We start from the raw sequence: 17,358 nt of genomic DNA on the forward strand, positions 1-17,358 counted from the left end.
CTTGAGCCGATCCCGCTCCTTCTGGCTCATCTCGATCCGGTCTCCCTCCATCCGCTCTCCTTCCACCCGAAGGAAAGCGGACATTTCTATCCGCCGAAGACCGGACATTACTATCCGCGTATGACATAGACCTGCGGAGTGGCTTGCCCCCGCAGCGGAGCCGCTACACCTCCACCGGCAGACACCGCCGGACCAGCGCGCCGATGCCGAAGGAGAGGGCCGCGATACCGAGGCTGATCCCCGCCATCTCCAGGAACCGCGCCCCGAACGGCTGCCCGCGCGCGACCGCCATGTAGTAGTTGAAGAACGCGATGATCAGCAGTGTCGCCGCCAGCATCACGCCCAGGCAGAGGTACAGGTTCGAGAACACCATGTAGGGGGCGATCAGCACCATGACGGTGAGCGCGTACGCCAGTCCGGTGTACGTGGCGGCCCGCGCGGGGCTCAGCTCGTCGTCTTCCGATTTGCGCCCGAGGTACTCCGAACCGGCCATCGAGAGCGAAGCGGAGACGCCCGTAATCAGTCCCGCCATGGCCACCACGCGCGGCTGCGCGAACGCCAGCGTGAAGCCGGCCAGCGCCCCGGTCAGCTCCACCAGCGCGTCGTTCAGCCCCCGGACGACGGCGCCCGTGTACTTCAGCCGGTCCTCGTCGAGCATGCCGATCAGCCGCTCCTCGTGCTCGTGCTCCTCCTGAGCCAGCGCGGTCCCTTCGGGCACGATGTTGAACGTGCCGTAGTTCCCATGCGCGCGGTTCTCACCGGCCTCCATCAGCTTGATGACGAAGGTGTAGCCGAACAGCCGCGCAAGCAGGTAGAACCACCAGACTTTCAGCCAGTTCGGCGCGGGCGAACGGCCGGTATGCTCCCGCAGCATCTCGCTGTGGCGCAGTTCGTCCGCCGCGATCCGCTCCAGCACCTCCCGGTCCTGCTCGTCACTCACGGCGCGTGCAAGGCGGGAGTAGATGTGGTGCTCCGTCAGTTCGCTGCGCTGCGCCTTCAGCACCCACCTGCGCTCTTCTCTGTTCATCGAGCCATCCCCGCGTTGAAGCCTCTCGGTCAAATGTAACGCCACGCGTGGATGCCTGCAAGAAGGATGCGGTCTTGCGGACGCGCCCGGAAAGGGGTATAGACGGGAAGGGACTGGAGGCGTCAATCCTGCGGGAGGGAGATCATGGCGGCGAAGGCGATCCTGGCGATAGGGATGGTGTTCCTGGCGGCTGCGCCTCCGGGCGAGGGGCCGGCCACTGAGTCCAGGGTGATGCAGTTGCCGTCCCCGCAGACGACGGGAGGGCGGCCGTTGATGGCGGTGCTGAAGGACCGGCATTCGTCGCGTGCGTTCAGCAGCCGGCCGCTGCCGCACCAGGTGCTCTCGGACCTGCTCTGGGCCGCCTGCGGCGTCAACCGCCCGGACGGCCGCCGGACGGCGCCGACGGCACGCAACATGCAGCAGATCGACGTCTACGTGGCGCTGCCGGAGGGGCTCTATCTGTTCGACCCCCGGGAGCATGCCCTGAGGCCGGTCGTGGCCGAAGACCTGCGCGCCCTGACGGGCACGCAGGCGTTCGCCGCAACGGCCCCGCTCAACCTCATCTTCGTCGCCGATTATGCCCGGATGGGCGGCGGCTCGGACGAGAGCAAGGCCTTCTACGCGGCGACGGACACGGGCTTCAGCAGCCAGAACGTCTACCTCTACTGCGCCTCGGAGGGTCTGGCGACCGTCGTACGCGGCATGGTGAACCGGGAGGCGCTGGCGGCGGCCATGGGGCTGCGACCGCAGCAGCACATTGTGCTCGCCCAGACGGTCGGCTATCCGGCGGAGCCGCAGTGACCGCGCGGTGAAGCCGTGCGACGTGGCTGCGGGTGGGCCGCCTGAGAGGATCTGGATTCCTTCACCGGGCCGGCATGTCGGCCGCAAGGCAGTGTTTGGCCTCGGGGTGCGGATTCGTTAAGATGATGCTGTGCAGGCTTTGATAGCGGTCGCCCATCTTCGTTCGGATCGCAGGAGAGAAGGGGCCATGACGGACGGGGCGAAGGAGGAGAGCAGCAAGGGCGGGAGAATCGCGACGTCGCTGTACATCCTGGCGGCGCTCGTGGTGATCTTCGCGGGCATCAAGGCCGCCGAGAGGATCTTCGTGCCCTTCCTTCTGTCGGTGTTCATCGCCGTCATCGTCTCCCCCGTGATGCTGTGGCTGCGCAGGCGCGGCGTCGGTTCGGCGGTGGCCCTCACGCTGATGGTGCTGGCTCTGGTGGGGATTCTGATCGCGCTGACGAGCCTAGTCAGCTCCACCATGTACAGCTTCGGGCGCGACATGCCGGAGTATCAGCGCCTGCTGGCCCAGAAGACGGGGCTGGTCGCGGCCTGGCTGGAGGAGAAGGGCATGGAGGCCCCGGAGCAGTTCCTGCAGGACCAGATCAAGCCGCAGGCGCTGCTCCGGTTCACCGGCACCCTGATCGGCAGCCTCAGCGGCATGCTCGGGAACTCGTTCTTCATCCTGCTGACGGTCGTCTTCATGCTGCTGGAGGGCTCGGCCTTTGCGGCCAAGCTGGATGCGCTGCCGGAGGGCATGCGCAGGTTGACGGACCGGTACGGCGACGTGGTGGCGGGAATCCGCCGGTACATGGCGATCAAGACGCTGATCTCGGCGAGCACGGGCCTCCTGGTGATGGTGATGCTCTCCGTGCTCGGGATCAAGTACGCGGTGCTCTGGGGTGTGCTGGCGTTCCTGCTCAACTACGTGCCCAACATCGGTTCGTTCATCGCCGCCGTGCCGCCGGTTCTGCTGGCGCTGCTCCTGGAGGATTCCCTGTGGATGGCGGTGTGGGTGGCCGTGGGCTTCACGGCGATCAACATCCTCATGGCCAATCTGATCGAACCCCGCGTGACGGGCCAGGGCGTCGGACTGTCGACGCTGGTCGTGTTCCTGTCCCTCGTCTTCTGGGGCTGGCTGCTGGGGCCCGTGGGCATGCTGCTGTCCGTGCCCCTGACGATCAGCGTGAAGATCGCCCTCTCGAGCGACGAGAGCACCCGCCCGATCGCCCTGCTGCTGGGGCCGGCGACGCCGCCGGCCGTGCCGCCGCCGCCGCCGGCCGTGCCGCCGCCGTCGCCGGGGGGCGATCCCGACGCCCCATGATCGCGCCGCGTCGCTCCGTCTTCCTGCCGAACGACACGTCCACCGTCGCAGAGGGGGGCCCGAGGCGCGGCCCCGCACGTCCGCCTCCGCAGAAGGAGCCCCCATCGACCATCCCCATGCGGCCTGCATCCGCAGTTCCGCGTGCGGTCAGTCGGGCACGTGGTGCCGGCGAAGCAGCCGAGCCGTCTGCGTGCGGTAGGAGTAGGACAGGACCACAGGCTGTACTTCCAGGCTTTCCAGCCGTTCCTCCTGCGCAGGACTGTCCTGGTGCGCCTGCCTGAGGGCGTCCAGCACCTGCGCGGACTGCCACTGGCTGACTATGATCCTGCACCGTTCGCGGGCTCCCCCGCCCGGTTCACCGAAGCTCACCCGCTGCAGGTGTGCGATGGTGGCCGCCTCGGCGCCGGCCTGCATGGCGGCCTGGACGTATCTTGACGCCATCTCTTCGATGCAGACCAATGTGATCTCGGCGCACCGTTCCCGCAGCTGGAAACCGGCTTCGGGCTCAAGCTCCGGAAAGCGGCGACGCCAGGCGGTGCTCTTCTCGAGCTCGTCGATGGCGGCCACAATCTGCTCCATGGTGGCCGCATGCTGCTGAGGTCCGACCAGTGTCCTCGTGTCCAGCAGCCCGTTCAACAACGGGCTGCAGTAGATGAAACCCTTGCCGGGGCGATTCAGACGGCCCTTCTCGATCAACATCCGCATCAGCCCCTCCGCATCGAGGGCCGGGACCAGCAGACGGACAACTTCCTTCTCGGCGGGCACGGTGATGCGCAGCAGCCCCAGACGATCGCGCAGGCCGCTTCCTGATCCCAGTGTCACCATGGGGACGCCGGTGCCGAACTCCAGAGCCAGCCTCGCCAGCTCCTCCCCACTGCCGCTCATCGATGTAATGCATGTCATAATGGCGAGATCGCGCAGCAGGCCGGGCAAGCGGCTGCCTGCCTCGGGCGAAGGCGCGACGTGTGCGACCGTCGTGTCGACGAAGGAGCTGCACTCCTGCGCGTAGATCGTGCCGCGGCCGGGCAGGTTCATCTCGAGTGCGCCGGCCAGCCCGCGAACAAGGGGCTCTGAGGCTTCCGGGGCGACACTGAACTGACACAGCTCGATGGGGCTGTCCTCCAGCCTCTCCGCATAGCCCAGAAGGCCGAAGAAGCGGGAGTAACGGCGGCGCCTGACGCTGCGTCCGCTTTCCACCAGAACGGACCCGACCCCCATCTCTGACAGGCGCTCCATCATGGCGCGGCCATGGTTGCGCGCCACGGCACATGTGATGCGGTGGACCGTGCTGCCCGGATCACTCACCGCTGTCCACTCCTTCCCCTGCCCGCGCCACCTTTCGCTGACGCAGTCGCGAGACCAGCCCGAACAGAAGCACGGCGACGACAGGGTAGACCGACGCCATGGCGAGGATCCCGAAGCCATCGGCAATGTCCAGCTCACCGCCCAGTCCAAGGCCCATCGCCAGGACCAGCGGCACAGTGACCGGACCGGTCGTGACGCCGCCGCTGTCCCAGGCAATGCCCGTGAACTCCTCGTCGCTGACCAGTGTCAACGGAAATAGAACCAGGTAGGGCGGCAACACCATCCAGACCATGGGAATGCCGTAGAGGATGCGGATCACCCCTGCAAGGAGGCCGAATCCCACCCCGATCGAGACGGCCCGCACGACGGAGTGGCTCTTGATGGTGCCGACGGTGTGATCCTCCACCGTCCTGCCCAGGGCCTTGAGGGCAGGTTCGGCAACGGTGGATCCATAGCCCATGCCGAAGGCGAAGAGCAGGATCAGCAGGACGCCGATGCGCGTCAACTCCGGATGTGTCAGGGGTGACGTACGGACGCGATGGATGTACAATTGACGATCACGGTCGTACCATTCGGGCCGGAACTCCACCGTCTGAACGGATTCGCCATCGAACATGTGGAAGACATCCACCCGGCCTTCCTTGATGTTGGCCGCCGGGAACACAACCGCAGGGTCGAAGCCATGGATGACGATCTGCCCCTTCTCTACCTGCATATCGCGGTACACCTGCGGCAATCGCCCCCCCACTTCCCTGCCCAACTGGCTCAAGCCGATCCCGATCCCCGTGGTGAGCAGGCACAAGCCGACCAGCGCAGAGGCGATTCCCAGAAACACCTCGTCCAGATAGCGTGGCCGATCTCGAATCAGGCACAGGAGCACGACGGCCAGGAACGCGACGAGCGGCAGAAGAGCCCGGGCCGCGTAGGTCAGTTCTCTGCGCAATATGGCGGAGACATGCGGTGTACCGCCCTCGCCGAGGGATCCCTGGGGCAGTCCTGCCCCATCATCCGTGTCCGCAGCCGCCAGAAGCCCCGGGGTTTCCTCGCCGCCGTGCCTGGCGGCGTAGTCCCTCAGCGCCTCTTCGTTGCGGAACAACTGCAGGGCCTTCTCGCGATTCTCGGGTGCGAAGAACTCGCGCTGCCCGGTCGGAGGCGGAACACGCGGCAGCAGGACGGCCCCGAGCATGAGGACGGCGAGGACGGGAAACGCCGAGGCGAGTGCCACGGTGCCGAACCCGCTTACCGTCCCCTCGGCTCTGCCGGAGGATCTGGAGACGCCGATGCCCAGTGCCAGAACCAGCGGCACGGTCACAGTGCCGGTGGTGACGGCGCCGGAGTCCCATGCCAGCCCCACGATGCTCGCCAGGTTCGCCGAGCGTGAGACCACGTACGAGAGCGGCAGCAGAAGGCCGATGGTGCCCAGGATGAAGGGTTTGAGGGACACCCCCGCATAGATCCGCACCATGCCGACGGTCATGGCGGCGCCCACCCCGATGGCGATGGCGCCGATCAGCCATTCCGGCTCGCGCTGCAGCAAGTAGAACAGCAACGGGGCTTCCCAGGCGGCGATGTCGCTGCCCAGCGCCCGCAGGGCCGCCACGGCCGGCTCGGCCAGCGTGGCACCCACTCCGAGCAGAAAGCCCACGGGGATGATCGCTCGCAACCCGCCGCGCGAGGGCAGCCGACTCCCAACCCGCTCAGCCAACGGCATCAGGCCGATGAGCAGCCCTTCCAGGAACAAGGTCAGTCCCAGCACCACCAACGCGATCCCGCCGGCCACCCGCAACGCCTGTTCCGGCGCGCGGCCGAATATGAGCACCTGGAACGCCACGAGATAGGCTACGATGAAGGCAACCGACCTCAGTTGCTCGCGCAGCCGCACGGCCGCGTAGCCCCCGACCATCCGCAACGCGACGGGGAAGGGTATCTGTACTCTTGGCTCTGCCATAGTTCCTGGTCGAAACGCGTCCGGTTCCATCTGCGAAGGGTGCCCTGAGGCGTTCGCAGACACGCCGCCGGTCTCTGCCCGGAGTGCGGCCCGGTCAGCCGAACGGTGTCCCTGCCGACATTGGACACGACAGGTGGGGCGGCGTCAACCGCCCGCGAGATGCGGCCCTGGCGCCTGAGGGACCGTGCGTCACTCGCGTGCACAGGCGGCCGGGGCCGGTCATGGTGCGGAGGCGGTTGCGCCGGCGGGAACGGCACGGCACAGCCGGGGCGGGGCGCCGCGCTGGCACGAATCCGGCACGCACGGACGGCCGGCCCCGTTCCCGGCCTGCCAGGCCCGGGCAGGCTCGCGGACCCGACGCATCCGGCGCGTTCAGTCCTCGACCGTGAACCGCCCGACCATCGGCTGCTCCAGGGTCACGTAATCCTCGTAGCGCATCCGGACCGTGCGGTCGTGCGTCCCGGCACGGAAGACGATCTCGTCCCGTGTGCTCAGCGACTCGTCCATGCAGGTGTCCATGCCGTACTGAGAGCCGAACGGCGGCTCGGCGCCGATCTGGCAGTCGGGGAAGAGCACCTTCAGTTCGGGCTCCTCGGCCAGCCTCACCGGGCCGCCCAGCATGTCCCCGGCGGCCCGCATGTCGACGTGGCGGCTGGCCGGCAGCACCAGCATGCAGGCGGTCTCGCCGTCCTTGACGATGACGGTCTTGGCGAACATGTGGCCGGTCACGTGCTCGGACGCAGCCACTTCCTGGGCGCTGAAGGCCTGCTCGTGCCGCTCCAGACGGAACTCCACCCCCTTCTCGGAAAGGAATGCCTCCACGTCCATGTCGCGTCCCCCCTTTGCCCCAAAGCCACGCGAACACAGAGTCCTTTCCAGCCACGATACCCCGCCCCCGGGGCCGCGTCAACCCCTTTGCACGGCGCGTCTGCGGACGGCCCGCTCACCGTACGAGCAGGACGGGGCAGGGGACCTCGTCGACGATGAGCTGCTTCTCACGCGCCATCAGGTCGCGGCGGGCCGTGCTGGCCCGGTAGGCGCCCATGACCAGCAACGTGGCGCTCCGGTCCTTCTGCTCGCGCAGGATGGCCGTGTGGCAGGCGCCGCGCAGGAGCGACGTGCGGTGCTTCACCGCCGCTTTCTCGGCCAGTTGCGCCACGTAGTGGATCTGCTTCCTGCACGACTCCTCCAGCTCATGCTCGTATTCCTCCATCTCCTCTTCGATGAAGATGTGCGACGACAGGAGCTGCTTGAGCGTGCTGGTATCGACGACGGACGCGATGATGAGGAACGCGTCCTCGGCCGCTGCCAGACGGATGGCGTCCCGGGCGGCCTTCATGCCCTCCGGGCTGCCCTCGGCAAACAGAAGGATCGTGGCGTAGGTGTGACGGGCCATAGTTCAGCGCGCCTCCGAGGTCGGTGCCGAGCCGGGAGCGGGGCCGTCGGCGGCCTGCCGCTTGCGTTTCACCTTGCGCAGCACGATGAACTCCTCGCGTTGCCGCTCGGCCAGGGCGTCCTCGATGCGCCGCAGGACCCCCTTATATTGCGGGATGTACACCTTTTCAAGCGCGTTGACACGGCGCTGCGTGCGCTTGATCTCGCGGGCCAGGCGCAGGACGGCATTCTCCACCTCGGCCAGCTCGGCCACCAGCGGCAGGGACTCCAGGAAGCACCGCATCGCCTGGTCGGTGTGGCTGCGGCCGTCGGCGATGCCGAACTGCAGCCCGAAGGGCGCCGGGGTGCAGCGTATCCGGGGCACCGCCACGCCCATGACCGAGCGCGTCGTCGCGCTCAGAACGTGCTCCATGCGCGTCCCGGCCGCCTGCCGCTGCAGGCCCGTCAGCCCGGAGCGCACGGCCGCCCGGTGCAGGGCCTCGTAGGCCTCGGCCATCGTCCGGTCGATCTGCTCCTTGATGCGTCGGGCGGCCTCCACCTGGGCCATGAGTTCGAGCACGAGGATCTGCCGCTTCTGCTCCAGAAGCTCGTGACCCTCCTCCACGCGTTCCAGGCGGTCCTGCAACTGCAGGTAGTTGCGTCGGGTCGGTGTCGTATCGAGCGCCGGCATCGGTTTCACCCGGACATGGAGGGGCCCTGTTCGCCGTCCGCCCCGTCATCGCGGGGGAGGTAGCGGTCCAGCAGTTCGTCGTCGAGCCGCGCCAGTTCGCTGCGCGGCAGCACGCCGGCCACCTGCCAGGCGAGGTCCAGGGTCTGTTCGATGGAGCGGTTCTCCTGCTCGCCCTGGTGGACGTACTCCCTCTCGAAGGCATCGCCGAATGCGAGCACCTGCCGGTCCATGGGCGAGAGTTCCTCCTCGCCGATGACGCTGGCCAGCCCGCGCACGGACTCCACCCGGCTGTAGGCGGCGTAGAGCTGGTTGGAGATGTCCATGTGGTCTTCCCGCGTGGACCCCTTGCCGACGCCGTCCTTCATCAGGCGCGAGAGGCTCAGCAGAGCGGCGACAGGCGGATAGACGCCCTGCCGGAACAGCCCGCGGTCGCAGACGATCTGCCCTTCGGTGATGTAGCCCGTCAGGTCCGGCACGGGGTGCGATATGTCGTCGGCCGGCATGGTCAGGATGGGCATCAGCGTGATGGAGCCCTCGGAGCCCTTGATGCGGCCGGCGCGTTCGTAGAGGGCGGCCAGGTCGCTGTACAGGTGGCCCGGGTAGCCCTTGCGGGCGGGGATCTCGTCGCGGGCGCTGCTGATCTCGCGCAGCGCGTCGCAGTAGTTCGTCATGTCGGTCATCAGCACGAGCACGTGCATGTCGCGCTCGAACGCGAGGTACTCGGCCAGGGTCAGGGCCGTGCGCGGGGTCTGCACGCGCTCGACGCTGGGGGTGTCGGCCGGGCTGAGGAAGAGGGCCACCTTGGCCAGCACTCCGGCATCCTCGAACGAGCGGCGGAAGAAGTCGGCCTCGTCGTTCTTGATCCCCATGGCGGCCAGGATGACGGCGAAGGACTCCTCGCGGCCGGGCAGCGTGGCCTGGCGCACGATCTGCGCGACCAGGCGGTCATGGGGCATGCCCGAGCCGCTGAAGACGGGCAGCTTCTGGCCCCGGATGAGGCTGTTGGAGCCGTCGATGACGCTGATGCCCGTCTGGATGAAGTCGGTCGGGTAGGCGCGGGCGGCCGGGTTGACCGGCCGGCCGCTGACCTCGCGGAGTTCTCCGCCATACGGGGCCGGGCCGCCGTCGATGGGCCGGCCCAGCCCGTCGAAGACCCGCCCGAGCATGTCCTGGCTGACGCGCACGGCGAACGGCCGGCCCAGGAACCGCGTGCGCGTGCCCGCGCCCGACAGGCCCATCGTGCCGCCGAGCACCTGTACCACGGCCGTGTCACCGTGGACCTCCAGCACGGTGCCCGGACGGCGCCGGCCCTCGTTGTCGGTCACCTCCACCGTCTCGTCGTAACCCACGCCGTGCACGCCCGAGATGAACACCAGCGGGTCGTCCACACGGTCGACGCCCACGTACTGAACCGGCTGGTCGCGCACGGGTTCGCCAGGGGAGGATGCGATCGGGTCGGTCATGGGGCGTATTCCCTTTCCAGCTCCCCGAGCTGCTCGTCCAGCCGGCTCAGGAGGGCACGCAGGGCGTCCTGGTCGTCGTTGGGGATGCGCGAGGCGGCGCGCTGCAGCTCCCCGACGGCCTCCATCTCGCGGATGCGCGCGATGGGAGCCCCGCGTCGGATGATGTCCTGCGCCCGACGGTAGAAGGTGACGAACGCCGTGAGCAGCATCACCTGCTTGATGGGGCTGCAGAACGTGTCGATCGGGTCCAGGGCATTCTGGCGCAGGAAGCCGTTCTTGAACATCTCGGCCACCAGCAGGATGAGCCTCTGGGCGTCCGGGAGCACGTCGGGGCCGACCAGGCGGACGATCTGCTGCAGCTTCTCCTCTTCGGACAGCAGCCTCACCATCTCCTCACGCCGGGCCGCCCAGTCGGGGCTGAGCCGGCGCCACCAGTCCGCCAGGTCGTCCACGTACTGGCTGTAGGAATCCAGCCAGCTGATCGCCGGGTAGTGGCGGGCATGCGCCAGGGCCGGGTCCAGTGCCCAGAGGCAGCGGGTGAAGCGCGTCGTGTGCTGGGTGACCGGCTCGCTGAAGTCGCCCCCGGGCGGGCTGACGGCGCCGACGACGGTCACGCTGCCCTCCCGCCCTTCGAGCGTCTCCACCTGGCCCGCGCGTTCGTAGAACTCGGCCAGCCGGGCGGCCAGGTAGGCCGGGAATCCCTCCTCAGCCGGCATCTCCTCCAGCCGGCTGCTCGCCTCGCGCAGCGCCTCGGCCCAGCGGCTGGTCGAGTCCGCCATCAGCGCCACGTGGTAGCCCATGTCCCGGTAGTACTCGGCCAGCGTGATGCCGGTGTAGATCGACACCTCGCGGGCCGCCACCGGCATGTTGGACGTGTTGGCGATCAGCACGGTGCGCTCCATCAGCGAACGCCCCGTGCGCGGGTCGGTCAGGCGCGGGAACTGGCGCAGGATGTCGGCCATCTCGTTGCCGCGTTCGCCGCAGCCGACGTAGACGACGATGTCGGCTTCGATCCACTTGGCCAGTTGCTGTTGGAGGATCGTCTTTCCCGTGCCGAAGTCGCCCGGCACGGCGGCCGCCCCGCCGCGCGCGATCGGAAAGAGCGTGTCGATCACCCGCTGTCCGGTCACCATGACCGCGCGGCCGGCCGCCCGGGAACCGTACGGCCGGGCACGCCGCACGGGCCAGCGCTGGACCATCGAGAGGCCCGGCACGCCGGCCTCGGCAGACTCCACCAGCACGTCGTTCACGCCGTAACGGCCCGCCGGACGCACCGAGGCCACCCGGCCGTGCACGCCGGGAGGCACCAGCAGCCGGTGCTCGACCGCGGGCGTCTCCTGCACCACGCCGAACAGCCGGCCCGGCACCAGGCTCTCGCCCGGCTCGACCCGGGGGGTGAACTCCCACTGCCGGTCGGCGTCGATCGGGCTGAGGTCCTGCCCGGCCCCCAGATACGGCCCGAACCGCTCGGCCAGAGCCCCCAGCGGACGCTGCACGCCGTCGAATATGCCCCCCAGCAGCCCCGGCCCGAGATCGACCGACAACGGACGGCCCGTGCGCTCCACGGCGTCGCCGGGGCGAAGCCCCGTCGTCTGTTCGTAGACCTGGATGGTGGCCACGTCGCCGGAGAGCTTGATGACCTCGCCGATGTGACGCTGCGGGCCGACGCGCACGACCTCGTAGGCCTCCACGCCGCGCAGGCCCCGGGCGTCAACGATCGGCCCGCTGACGCGGACGACCGTGCCGTTCTCCGCACCGGATGCGTTCATGGCCGGCCCTCCTGCGCGTCGATGACCAGGGGCGCCACGCGTGACTCGATCTCCGGCCACAGCCGCTCCATGCGGGCCTCGAACGTCTGGTCGGCCAGCTCCCCCCCGCCTGCGCCCCGCACAACGAGCCCGCCCGAGGCGTCCGGCGCATCGTCGGAGAGCGTCACGCGGACCGCGCGGCCGGTGCGGTCGCGCACGGCCCGTTCCACGGCCGCCGGCAGCGACCGGCCCCAGCGCTCCCGGTCCCGCGGCCGGAGCCCGAGGGCGAACTGCTCGCCCGACATGGCCTCCACGGCGCGCGCCGCCAGTTCCGTCAGGACGTCCGGATAGCCCTCGGCCTCCGTGAGCCGCGCCAGGGCCTCCAGCGCCTCGGCGCGCACCCGCTCGAGCACCTCGCGGCGGCGGCGCAGGCGCAACGAGGCGACGCGCTGTTCGAGCCGCGCCCGCCCGACGCTCTCCAGCCGCTCGACCCATTCGTCCGACCGGTCCAGGACCATCCGGGCCGTCTCGGCCGCCTCCTTGCGGGCCGCGTCCAGGATGGCCCGCGCCTCGCGCTCGGCGGCCTGCCGCCGTCGCTCGGCCCGTCGCTCGGCATCGGCGCGTATCTCCTGCGCCAGGTTGTCTTCCTGTTCACTCATGCGCTTTCCGGCGTGTCTTTCCTGGGACGACCTCAGAGCCTGATCCCGACGGCCTCGCGGATGAGCTTGAGCAGCGACGGCCCCTCGGCCGCCGGGCCCTCGGGGCCGGGGATCTCCACGATCAGCGGCAGCGTGTCGCCGAACCGGATGGCGTTGATCTGCCGGCGGACCCCGTCGGCGACCCGTTCGGTGACGATGACGACCTCGTCGGCCTTCGCGCGCGCCAGCCGGTCCAGCTCGGCGGCGGCCTCGCGCGCGTCGGAGACGACGGTGCCGCGCACCCCCGCGAATCGGAAGCCGGTCACGGTCTCTTCGTCGGCGATGACGTGGAACTCCATCGGACCCTCCCTCCTGCCCGCTACGTCACCTTCAGCCAGAGCGCGTAGAGCAGGACGGACACCAGGAGGCCGTAGATCGCGATGCCCTCAGCCAGCGCAACGAAGATGAGGCTGCGTCCGAGCAGCTCCGGTTTCTCGCTGGCCGCCCCAAGCGCAGCGGTGCCGATGCGGGCCACCGCGTACCCTGCCGCCAGGCACGGCACGCCGATGGCTACCGCGATGGCCACCGCCAGGTCCCAGCGCACCGGCGAGGACTCCCCGGTCGACGGCTGGTCCTCAGCGGTCGCCGCCGCCTCGCCCGGCGTGTCCGAGAACGCGGCCAGGGCCACACCGGACGATGCGCAGAGCGTGCCCAGCACAAGCGTCAGCAGGAGCACGCGGCCGACGTACTGCCTCTTCATCCGCCCGACGTCCATGATGCATCTCCTCAACGAACAAGGTCCTACGGCGATCCGTCTCCGTCTCCGTCAAGGCGGAACGGCCGGTAGCGCACGCCCTCCGCCTGGAAGAACTTGGTGAAGAACTCGTAGTACTCCAGACGCAGTATCTGGATGGTCACGATCAGGCCTTCCAGCCCGACGATGACCGCCGTGCCCAGAACGAACACCAGGGCGGACCAGACGGCGGCGCCCGGAAGCCCGGCCACGATACGCTGGAGGATGAACACTGTAAAGCACAACGCGGCATGGCTCAAGGCGAACGCCGCCACCCGCAGGAACGAGAAGGTGTTGGCCACGAAGACCATCAGGGTCTCCAGCCCCTCGACCAGGCCCTCGAACACCCCCATGGCCAGGCCGCCGGCCGATACCGGCTCCGACGGGCGCAACACCCTGTGGAGCGGCTCATGGAGGATGAGCACCAGCAAAGGCACGCCGACGGCGGCAACCGCCAGCCAGAGGTCCTCCCTGCCGAAGCCGGCCACCACGCACTTGGCCGCCAGACCCAGCAGCCCCCAGTAGAGGACGATGCCGGTCAGCCCGAATCGGCCCAGCAGGCCGCCCTCGTAGTCGCCCCTTCGCAGCCGGTTCACGATGTTCAGCACCGCCCCCAGGCTGATGAGCGCCATGCCGAGCCCCATGGCGAGCAGAAGGTAGCGGACCACCATGTCCGGCGAACCGGCGTGCTCGCCCTCGAACCGGATCGGCTCGAAGCCGAGCGTCAGCGGGAAGCCCCGGTCGGCCAGCGACAGCCCGAAGAACGTCCCCTGCACGAACGTGCCGAACAGCATGGCGGCCAGGCCGCTCGCGGCGACCACGTGGCCCAGCTCCCGGGGCACCCGGGCGCGCGCCCGCCACGCGATCAGGACCCCCGCCGCCAGCAGGCAGAGCCCGTGGCCCAGGTCGCCGAACATGACGCCGAACATGACCAGGAACGTGACGGCGAACATCGCCGTCGGTTCCAGCTCGGTATACGAGGCGACGCCGTAGCCCTGCACCAGCCGCTGGAAGGGGGCCAGGAACCGCGAGTGCACCACGTAGCTGGGCACGCGGCCCTGCCGGATCTCCTCCGGGTCCGGGGGGCGGTCCTCGACGATCGCCCGTCCGCCCGTCGCCCGCAGGACCGCCTCGCGCACCTCCTCGACGCGGTGCTCCGGCGCCCAGCCTGCAATCACCGCCGTCGCCCAGGTCACGCCGAAGGTCTGCTGGGCCTCGCTCAGTCGGGTCTCCACGGCCAGGGCCGCCGCCGCCTGCCGCAGGGGCTCGCCGTAGGGAGCCGCCAGGCCCTGGAGTTCGGCGCGGAACGTCGCCACGCGGCCGGCGAGTTCCTGCCGCTTCCGCACGGCCTCCGAACACACGTCCGCCGGCGTGCGCCCCTGCCAGGCAGGCACGTTCTGCTCCTCGAAGCCGTGGTCCCTGAGCACCGTCTCCATCGCGAACCGCCGGCGGCGCGAGCTGAGGGCGAGCAGGTGCACCGGCCGGCCCGGCGCCACCTCCCACTCGTCCAGTGGCAGCAGCAGCACGCCGTCGGGCATGGCCTCGCGCAGGGACTGCAGGCTGCCCCCGTCGACCAGGCCCAGGCGCGCGTCCAGCAGGTCCGAGTCCGCCAGGCGCTCCAGCGACGCGCGCACGTTGCGAAAGGGCGTCAGCCCGCGCACCAGTTCGTCGGTCTCGTGCAGCGCCTGCTCGGCCGCGGCCAGCCGGTCGGCGCTCGAGCCGAGGGCCGCCTCCACGGAATCGAGCAGGGCCTCCACCTCGCCGGTGCTCATCGGCGTCTCGGGAATCTCGGAAGGAGGGGCCGCCGCTTCCAGTCCCAGACGGCGCGCGATGGCCTGCAGGCGGCCCGCAAGCGCCGCACACCGGGACACGTCGTCCGGGATGCGCTCCGGCTCCAGGCGCCCGCCGCCCTCGTCCAGGCTGCTCTTCAGGTGCAGGACGCCCAGGCGGCCGAGCACCTCCGCCACAGGGCGGGCCTGCGCCTCAAGGACCACGATGCGCAGCTTGCGCATGGCAGCGGCCATCCACATCGCCCGTGTCCTTCACTCGAGCTGAGAGCCGAAGCGACGTCAGCCCGGATTCGGCCGTTCGGCCGTCTCCTCAGGCGTCCGTCCATGGTGCAGCCTCTGGGCCAGTTCCAGCAGGCGCCGCGTTTCGTTTCGTTTCAGGTAGAAGTAGCTGACCAGGAGCGCGCCGGCCGACGACGTGGAGTAGAACTGCCGGTCGGCGGCGTGAACCGTCCGCTGCCACAGCACCTCCTCCAGCTCGCCGATGTCGGCCGCGGCGCCAACGCCCGGCACCCGGCGCAGGAACGGCACCGTATCGACCAGGCGGTCGATGTCCGGCCGGGCATGCACCGCCTGCAGCATCTCGTCGGTCGCACCGCCGGCGGCCGGCGGCAGATACGGCGACCACTCCTCCCACGAGAGCGCGTAGACGGCCGAGGCCCGCAGGGTGGCCAGCAGGCGCATCGCCTCGCGTTCGGCACGGATGGGCCCGGCACAGCGCCGGGCCTCCGCCGCCGGGAGCCGGCCGATCGCGTCCCGCACGCCCTCCCAGTAGCCCCGGTCGAAGGCCATCTCCAGGTACGCCCGGTTGCGCGTCGCCTCGTGGGCGTCCATCGCCTCCCGCGCACCGGACCGGACGAAGGGCAGAGGGATCGCGTCCACGAAGGCGCCGACCGTCGGAGCCGCCCGCAGCACGTCCACCGGCAGCGCGCGGTTGTCCGGCAGGTCGATCAGGTAGGGGGACGGGTCCTCCTTCGAGCCGTGCAGGCGCAGCAGAACCTTCAGGTTCTCGACGCGGTAGCGGTCCAGCAGCCGGCGGTAGAGCACACCCCGGGGCCCGCCCGCGTATCGGGCGAGGCCGTTGAGTTCGGCGACGCAGCCGCGCAGGATGACCCGTTCCAGGTCCGACCGCCCCGCGACACGTTCGTGCGGGTAGAGGCGGAGTGCCAGGTCGGGCAGAGACGGTTCCCGCGCCAGCTCACGCAGCCGGTCTCCCTCCAGCAGGAGGCTGCGGCGTCCGCGCAGTTTGGCGAAGAGGAACTCCCCCGGTACGTCGCCGAGCGCCGGGGCCTGCGCATCGGCTGGGAGAGCACTTGTCATCGGCTCATCCGTGCTGCGAGCCCGGGGGCCACGACGTCCACCGCCGTTTCGACTGCGCGCGCCATGTGGGCCGGCGCGATGCGCTCGACGGAGGGGAGGTCCTTCTCCTCCCGTTCCAGGCGCTCGGCCATCCGCTCCCCGAGGGCGCTCTCGACCCTCTCGACGGCCGCCGCGGCCTTCTCGCGCGCCTCTTCCTGCGCCTCGGCCACGAGGCGGCGCGCGTCCCGACGGGCCCGCTCCAGGATCTCCTCGGCCTCACGCTCCGCCCGGGCGATGACGCCGCGCGCTTCGTGCTCCACGCTCAGGAGGCGGTCGATGACGTCGCTCACTGCTCCTCCTCCTGCGCGCCGACGATGGCGGCGATCAGCTCATCGGCGGCACGCACGGCGACCAGCCGGTCGTAGAGCCCGGGCATCTGCATGAGCGTGCCGATGTCGGCGAGCACCTCGACGTTGGGGCCGGGATTGTGGGCTTCGGCGACGACCAGGAAGACCAGGTGCACGGGCCGCCCGTCCGCCGAGTCGAACTCGACCCCGTCTCGGCTCACGCCCACCGCAACGGCCACCCCACGGATGCCCTCATGCCGGGCATGCGGGATGGCCACGCCGGAGCCGATGCCCGTGCTGCCCTTGTCTTCGCGCGCGTAAAGGGCGTCCAGGAGCGCCTCGCGGTCCCGTGCCCGGCCGGTTCGCACGAGGAGTTCGAGGAGTTCGGCAATCGCCTCCTCCTTGTCCACCGCTTCCAGTGGAACCTTCACCGTGTCTCTGCTGAGGAGAGATGCGAAATCCATGGGGGGGCCTTTGAAGCCGGCATGGCGCCGCGTGGTCAGTTAGTGGACTATACGCCAATGCCCACCGTGTGTCAACGCGCAGTCTATGCTCCGGGCCGGGGAGTTGCGGGCGCGCCCGCCGTGGCGGTACACTCTGCGCGACCCGAAGGAGCCCCCATGGTCGGACCGGACCTCCTCCCCCAGCGGCGAAGCGTTGCCCCTGCCAGGATCCTCTGGGTACGGGCGCTGAGCTGGGCGTTCTACTGTAATGTCCCATAAGTGCGGTTGATTAACAGTTCGCGGCATGGTATCATTCTCCGCATAGGAGGGTGAGGACCATGCGACGAGCCAAACCGATTGTGCTGGACAAGGAACAGACGGAAGTCCTGAC

Annotated in this window: 17 protein-coding genes; 2 read left to right on the plus strand and 15 right to left on the minus strand. The window is 69.5% G+C overall.

All coding sequences use genetic code 11. The features are described 5' to 3' along the window. Window positions 1-163: 163 nt before the first annotated feature. A complete protein-coding gene (locus GXY85_07370) occupies window positions 164-1,027 on the minus strand; it encodes a rubrerythrin family protein (protein NLW50652.1) in 864 nt (287 codons plus the stop codon). A gap of 144 nt (window positions 1,028-1,171) precedes the next feature. On the opposite strand from GXY85_07370, the gene GXY85_07375 reads away from it, so the two are divergent. Next, window positions 1,172-1,828 carry a SagB/ThcOx family dehydrogenase gene (locus GXY85_07375; protein NLW50653.1) on the plus strand — a complete coding sequence of 219 codons (657 nt, stop codon included), beginning with the start codon at window positions 1,172-1,174 and terminating at the stop codon, window positions 1,826-1,828. Between the two features lie 187 nt (window positions 1,829-2,015). Then, on the plus strand, window positions 2,016-3,131 hold the full coding sequence (locus GXY85_07380) for an AI-2E family transporter (protein NLW50654.1): 1,116 nt from the start codon (window positions 2,016-2,018) through the stop codon (window positions 3,129-3,131). Between the two features lie 147 nt (window positions 3,132-3,278). Here the strand turns inward: GXY85_07380 and GXY85_07385 are convergent, their stop codons facing one another. The 14 genes from GXY85_07385 to GXY85_07450 all read right to left on the minus strand — a co-directional run bounded on the left by GXY85_07385 (window position 3,279) and on the right by GXY85_07450 (window position 16,955). Then, the gene (locus tag GXY85_07385) at window positions 3,279-4,436 is read right to left on the minus strand and encodes a hypothetical protein (GenBank protein NLW50655.1); all 1,158 of its coding nucleotides are present in this window, start codon (window positions 4,434-4,436) and stop codon (window positions 3,279-3,281) included. Beyond that, on the minus strand, window positions 4,429-6,318 hold the full coding sequence (locus tag GXY85_07390; protein NLW50656.1) for a DUF1538 domain-containing protein: 1,890 nt from the start codon (window positions 6,316-6,318) through the stop codon (window positions 4,429-4,431). Before GXY85_07390 ends, GXY85_07385 begins: the two co-directional genes overlap by 8 nt. 438 nt (window positions 6,319-6,756) lie before the next feature. Continuing rightward, complete coding sequence (locus tag GXY85_07395; GenBank protein NLW50657.1) at window positions 6,757-7,212, minus strand: YbaK/EbsC family protein; 456 nt, start codon at window positions 7,210-7,212, stop codon at window positions 6,757-6,759. Between the two features lie 115 nt (window positions 7,213-7,327). Further along, complete coding sequence (locus tag GXY85_07400; protein NLW50658.1) at window positions 7,328-7,780, minus strand: universal stress protein; 453 nt, start codon at window positions 7,778-7,780, stop codon at window positions 7,328-7,330. Between the two features lie 3 nt (window positions 7,781-7,783). After that, complete coding sequence (locus GXY85_07405; protein ID NLW50659.1) at window positions 7,784-8,449, minus strand: V-type ATP synthase subunit D; 666 nt, start codon at window positions 8,447-8,449, stop codon at window positions 7,784-7,786. A 5-nt stretch (window positions 8,450-8,454) separates the two neighbouring features. After that, window positions 8,455-9,912 (minus strand): V-type ATP synthase subunit B, encoded by a 1,458-nt coding sequence (locus GXY85_07410; protein ID NLW50660.1) that lies wholly within the window; start codon window positions 9,910-9,912, stop codon window positions 8,455-8,457. Next, window positions 9,909-11,681 carry a V-type ATP synthase subunit A gene (locus tag GXY85_07415; GenBank protein NLW50661.1) on the minus strand — a complete coding sequence of 591 codons (1,773 nt, stop codon included), beginning with the start codon at window positions 11,679-11,681 and terminating at the stop codon, window positions 9,909-9,911. Before GXY85_07415 ends, GXY85_07410 begins: the two co-directional genes overlap by 4 nt. Then, window positions 11,678-12,319: a hypothetical protein gene (locus GXY85_07420; protein ID NLW50662.1), complete on the minus strand. Its 642-nt coding sequence runs from the start codon at window positions 12,317-12,319 to the stop codon at window positions 11,678-11,680. The genes GXY85_07415 and GXY85_07420 overlap by 4 nt, the downstream gene beginning before the upstream one ends. A 32-nt stretch (window positions 12,320-12,351) precedes the next feature. Beyond that, the gene (locus tag GXY85_07425) at window positions 12,352-12,657 is read right to left on the minus strand and encodes a Vacuolar H+transporting two-sector ATPase F subunit (protein NLW50663.1); all 306 of its coding nucleotides are present in this window, start codon (window positions 12,655-12,657) and stop codon (window positions 12,352-12,354) included. A gap of 20 nt (window positions 12,658-12,677) precedes the next feature. Further along, complete coding sequence (locus GXY85_07430) at window positions 12,678-13,073, minus strand: H+transporting two-sector ATPase C subunit (protein ID NLW50664.1); 396 nt, start codon at window positions 13,071-13,073, stop codon at window positions 12,678-12,680. A 26-nt stretch (window positions 13,074-13,099) separates the two neighbouring features. Continuing rightward, complete coding sequence (locus tag GXY85_07435; GenBank protein NLW50665.1) at window positions 13,100-15,121, minus strand: hypothetical protein; 2,022 nt, start codon at window positions 15,119-15,121, stop codon at window positions 13,100-13,102. A 39-nt stretch (window positions 15,122-15,160) separates the two neighbouring features. Next, the gene (locus GXY85_07440; protein ID NLW50666.1) at window positions 15,161-16,198 is read right to left on the minus strand and encodes a V-type ATPase subunit; all 1,038 of its coding nucleotides are present in this window, start codon (window positions 16,196-16,198) and stop codon (window positions 15,161-15,163) included. Beyond that, window positions 16,195-16,527, minus strand: a complete 333-nt coding sequence (locus GXY85_07445) for a hypothetical protein (GenBank protein ID NLW50667.1) — start codon at window positions 16,525-16,527, stop codon at window positions 16,195-16,197. Before GXY85_07445 ends, GXY85_07440 begins: the two co-directional genes overlap by 4 nt. Next, the gene (locus tag GXY85_07450) at window positions 16,524-16,955 is read right to left on the minus strand and encodes a PTS sugar transporter subunit IIA (protein NLW50668.1); all 432 of its coding nucleotides are present in this window, start codon (window positions 16,953-16,955) and stop codon (window positions 16,524-16,526) included. Before GXY85_07450 ends, GXY85_07445 begins: the two co-directional genes overlap by 4 nt. Window positions 16,956-17,358: the final 403 nt, after the last annotated feature.

The sequence above is a fragment of the Candidatus Brocadiaceae bacterium genome (genome assembly GCA_012728835.1).
In the GTDB taxonomy this organism is placed as follows: domain Bacteria; phylum Planctomycetota; class Brocadiia; order SM23-32; family SM23-32; genus JAAYEJ01.